The 5,200-nt window shown below is 37.0% G+C and carries 3 protein-coding genes and 1 pseudogene; all 4 read right to left on the reverse strand.

The features are described from left to right. Positions 1-351: pseudogene (locus Q0791_RS24330) on the reverse strand (hypothetical protein); the annotation flags it as partial. Between the two features lie 67 nt (positions 352-418). Further along, positions 419-1,102, reverse strand: coding sequence for a replication initiation protein (locus Q0791_RS24335; RefSeq protein ID WP_299011851.1), 684 nt, complete (start codon positions 1,100-1,102; stop codon positions 419-421). A 2,452-nt stretch (positions 1,103-3,554) separates the two neighbouring features. After that, complete coding sequence (locus Q0791_RS24340) at positions 3,555-3,944, reverse strand: hypothetical protein (RefSeq protein WP_299011852.1); 390 nt, start codon at positions 3,942-3,944, stop codon at positions 3,555-3,557. Further along, a partial coding sequence (locus Q0791_RS24345; protein WP_299011853.1) for an S-type pyocin domain-containing protein occupies positions 3,932-5,200 on the reverse strand: 1,269 nt, incomplete at its 5' end. The genes Q0791_RS24340 and Q0791_RS24345, both read right to left, overlap by 13 nt.

The raw sequence follows: 5,200 nt of genomic DNA on the forward strand, positions 1-5,200 counted from the left end.
ATCATCTTCAGGGCGCCCTTTTACGGGCTCTGTAATGGGAGCTGATGTGACGGCTTCAATTGGCTTGTGTTCTAATCTCAGAGTCAAATGTTCTATGGTTTTTTTTAGTTCATTGATGGTGGTAATTAGTTCGTGATAGTCACCTGTTAACTTGTGTTCACTTTTGGTGTTCACTTTTTTTTTATTCTGTTTTATTTCACCGAAAACTCTGATTAGTTCCGAAGTGTCTACGAAAGGGCGATTACGGTGATCTCTGGTTATGGAAAGCTTGCCATCATTGATATACTTCCAAATGGTAGTTCTACTTTTTGATACTAATCTAGATGCTTCACTAAGATTAACACTTGCCACTTGTTCACCTGTTCATTTGTTATGTGTTCAGTTGACTGTTCAGCTGTTCACTTCTACTTTAGCCTTTCTACATTTTTAGTTTCATATTTTTGTCTTGTTTGAAATCAAACCTCAAAGCAGATGCTTTTCTGCCTTGTTTAATTATGTCGTAAGAAACAATTAAATCACTGCGTTGGTTCAATTCATTAACAGCATTTTTTATCACATACTTATTCAGATCTTTGAATTCAGGGTATTTATCATTGAGTAGGAATGTTTTTCTTAGTTCTTCAACTTTAATTAGTCGGTGTTTTGTACTATCAAACTGCATTAATATTTCATATAGCCTCATTGAATAGATTGATTGTAAGTTAGCTATGTGTCTGAGTTTGTATGTTGTAAATCTATTCTTTAGCTGGCTGATATACCCCTTTACTTCCTTGCTCCAAGTAAGTGTTATTTTCCCTTCTCCTTTACGCCATAATACTTGGTGTTGAACCCAGCGAAACTTAATTACTCTATCCTCATTTTCAATCGTGATGCTTTGGTCATATAGCTTTTCAGCGGCATCATAGAGCTCGTTATATGCTCTTTTAAGATTAACCCCCATGAGAGTCGAAAACTCTTGCACTGTTAACTCTATGCTGTCTGGGGTCTCCTCTCTTGAGTCTATTTTAGATAGGCAAGCCAATATCAATCTTTGCTCTTGAAGGCTAAGCATATAAGAAGCTGCAATAAGGCTATTAGATTTGGTGATATTAGAATTATTCAAAAATGGATCCCTGAATTAAATTAGTCCTGTTTTTATTCTATCGGTAGAAAACGTTTGTATCAAGTTCCACCAATAGAGCCTGTGAGTATTACCATGAATCCTTCCACCTTTAACCATGAATCCTTCCACCTTTAACCATGAATCCTTCCACCTTTAACCACGAATCCTTCCACCTTTAATCCATATTTTAGCTTTAAATCAATAATTTAAGCAGGCTTAAAACAAGATAAAAACAAGAAAGATTATTATAAAAAGAAACAAACTGTGGATAACTTAACTATTTTTTAAAACTTGCGAGTGATAACCCTTCTTGGGGGTTTCACCCCCGCCAGCCCTTCCCCTCGCTTCGCTCGTTTCCGGCATCCCCCAAAAGCAAAAAAACAAGCGATAATGCCTCGCCATTTCCTGCCGTTGGCAGGGGCGAGCAAACAGCACAATCCGCTAACGGAATTTCGGCTACGCCCCTGAAAGGCTCTTTAAAACCAAAACAAATTTAAAAGCCTGTCAGGCAGGATGAGGAGGCAATTTCATTAGCAGGGGGCTGTGTGACGCTCTGAATGGGGTTTAACAAGCGTTACCTCGACAAGAAAAAACGCGTTGCGTTTTGGTTTCGCTCCGCTCTCATGCTCTCACTGCGTTCGAAAACGCATTTTAAGGGGGAAAAATGGCGATTTAAGCGACTTTCTTCAAAAAAACACCCCATTGCATGGCTTTGGTATTTAAAATTAAATTTTGAGCTGCTGAGGGATTTTTGAATTAGCGCAGTCTATTCAAAATTGGGAAGTGGCCTTAAATCTACCCTCAAACGGCGATGCCTGCTTAACGAAAAATGGAAAATTCAGTTAAAAATTGATTGGTTCAAGGATAAACTCAAACCGATTAGACTTGAGCTTAAACATGACCCACACCCCACGCTATATTGATAAATCAATAATAATCACAATAAAACATTTTAACGTATTGATTTTAAATCAAAAAATAATGATAAAATATTAAGGTTTTTTTAAAAAAATCCGTTTGAAATTCCATCGTAAACGTATTAAAACTGTATTAACATTTTAATACAATCGTATTAAGATTTTGTTTTAAATAAAAAATATCAAAAATAATACACTTTTAATACTCATTGTATTAAAACGTTATTAATCAATTGAAGTGAAAAGTTTTTCGTAGAGATGAATAAGTGAGGGTGTATTAATGTTTTAATACACTTGAAACTATATTTAATACACTTTGTTTTTTAATTTATGCATGTTTGATTTGTAAATATTCCTCTTGCCGATTTGTTCACAATTTAGTCACACTAATCATAATGTTAAAAATAATAGGCACGCTGTCGAAAGTATACTTTCGTGTGCTTAGGGTTTCCCTAATACCCTTTTAAACTCGACGATTTTTTGTATTTAATCTCAAATTTTACGCGTTCAGCGGAAATTGAATGGAATAAATATAACCAAATTTTCCCTTAAATTAACCTTTAGATAAACAGCATTAAGCAGGCAAGATATGTGAAGTAGGCCTACCACCATAAACGGGGTGTCCTATTCACTTTTTAAGTTTATTCGCACTCCGTTCTCAATACTTAATCCTGCTCTTTGAGATCAATAGACTGCCGTCAAAAAACGCTGTGAGTAGCTGTCATATAAGAAAATGGCGAAAAGCGAGTAGCTGTTAAAAGAGATTCCTGCAGGATGATAAATTTAAGTCGTTTGGTGTATTCAAATTGGGAAGAAAAACGGGCGTTAATCAACTAGGCTCTAAGAGTGTTAATCGTTCACTCAAAGTTATATCCCAACTTCAGCGAACAGCCCCTTTTTAGGGGCTTTTTTTTGCGTTCACGCTATCACCAAGTGAATTTGCGTGTGCAATTCCCCGCAAAGCCAGATGAGCCGTTCACTCTAGGTTAATACGAGAGTGTAACCTAGAGTGGACGGCGGCATCAAAAACGATCACTTTTGCTCTTGATGTGAACGCTTTTGATGAACGCAAAAAAATGAATTGAAATATGAGGGAATATTGGGAACATTGGCACCTGAAAATGATGCCAATGTGTGATGAATTAATATTAAGAGCTAATTACCTGTAGGGGTACACGTAATTTTTTTTCTGGGTACGAAAACTCTACATCTCTGCTCATTATGAGGGGCTGCTACTGTAAAAAATACACTACTGCTATTAACAGATTGTTCACCTATAAATATAGAAGGAAAGTCTTTTTCTAAATCCCAATCGGTTCCTTCTATCTTACAAAATTTAAGCGTTTCACCAGTAGAAAAAACCTCAATAAATAGGCATGGATTGTTTCTCAGCATGTAGGCGGAAAAAGTTTCCCTTTGGCTTATAGGATCATAATTTGATTTGTAAAATATCAATTCATTGATACTCAATTCTTTAGATTGAACTGGTGCCAACAGCATAAAAAAAATGATCAATAAGCATCTCATATTGAAGTCTAGTGACCAGTTGATTGACAAGATATCTCTTCAGACACTGCCATTATGCGACATCGCTGTTCATTCCATGGTGCTGCAACAATGAAGTTTACGCTGGCTGGAGATACATATAACTTCATAGCGTAAATAGTCGGGTTATTAGTTTGAAGATTTAAACCTGAATCACCCATTTTGCAATATCTCTTTGTTTTATCATTAGATAGTGTTTTCACTGTGACACACGGATCATCTTTTAATACATAGGCAATAATGTCTTCTTTCTTTGTTTTATAGTCATAATTTGATTGATAATAAACAATATTATTTATATCAAAATGATCATCTGCAAAAGATGAGTATGTACATACAGTCAAAATACAAGTTAAAGCAACTTTTATTATTTTATCCATTTTGTTCTTTCTCTTATTCTATTATTATCAACACCATAAGTGGTATTCCATTTATATTCATCATCTATAACTTTGTAAAACTCAGATCGTTCGCCAACAACGCCACTTTTTTGGTCAGCTTCTAATGCTGGTATAAACCAAGCACGAGTCGAGCCGCGACTATCTCCCTTTCCTGTATTATCACCACGATAAGTCATATCAACTAACACCTCTTTGACATTATTCGGTAACTTGCTCCAATCAACAATACCTACTTCTTTTCTAACATCTGCTTTTGTGAGTAAGTATTTTGTTTTATCCTCGTAATCTCCATATATGGCCATAAATAGATGATATTGTTGTTTTCGGGTTAAAGTGAGCTTGTCTTTGCTGATTAAATTTTGATATTTTTTGTAATGGCCAACAAGTTTTTTATCGTGTTCCTTTGCTCTGGCTACATGAGCCTCTTTTGCTGCACCAGTTAACCCTTTTCCTGTTTTATTGGCTGCCCCTTTCATGCCTGCAGATGCTTTTAGAAAGTCTAATAACTCAGGTGCAATAGGACGACAGTGTTCGGCGACTTTATCGAATAACTTTTGTATTTCTTTTTCTTTTCTAGAGCCGACGTCGAGCCCTCTGCCAATGGTTATTCCAGATGTTCCAATGACCGTATCACCTGAATGAGGTAGATGTGCTGTGCGGGAAAAATAAATATCACCATCAACATCATTACCTTCAACGCCAAAAGTGAGCTTTCCTTTAGGTACAGTTAGCCATTTTTTATCCATCTCATCATCTTCGCCCGTGTGCAGGGCTAAATACACAGCTTTTAACTTCAATTCTGCGGGGAAATTTACAATCACTTCAAGGTTAGGCTCAACAATATCATTAGTATTTTCCTCGGTCTGCGGATGGACTTTTAAGTCCCACAAGGCATTGTTGATCTTCTCGCTCAGAGTGTTGGGGCTTTCATTGCTTTGTGGTGCTGCGTTAGCACTCTCATCATGACCGGTTGTTGATGGTCGCCAATGCAAACTGAGTTCGTCGGTTAAATCGGCGCGTATGCCGTCACCATCCATCACAGCTTGGATCACTTTGACTTTATCGGGGTACACCTGCCGTTCATCGGTATGCACGGCCTTGAGTATGGGTTTGTTTTTATCGAGAGTGCTGTCATTTTTCAGCTCTTGTTCTGATGGTAACTGATAATAAAACCGTACACGGGTGGTGGCCTCGACCATGACGGGAAAATCAAAGCTTTCATACTGTGCCCCGCC

Source organism: uncultured Shewanella sp., from assembly GCF_947495455.1.
Classification (GTDB): Bacteria; Pseudomonadota; Gammaproteobacteria; order Enterobacterales; family Shewanellaceae; genus Shewanella.

Excerpts from the sequence above, each read along its gene's own strand:
- Q0791_RS24340 (WP_299011852.1), bottom strand. The coding sequence starts at position 3,944 with ATGGATAAAATAATAAAAGTTGCTTTAACTTGTATTTTGACTGTATGT.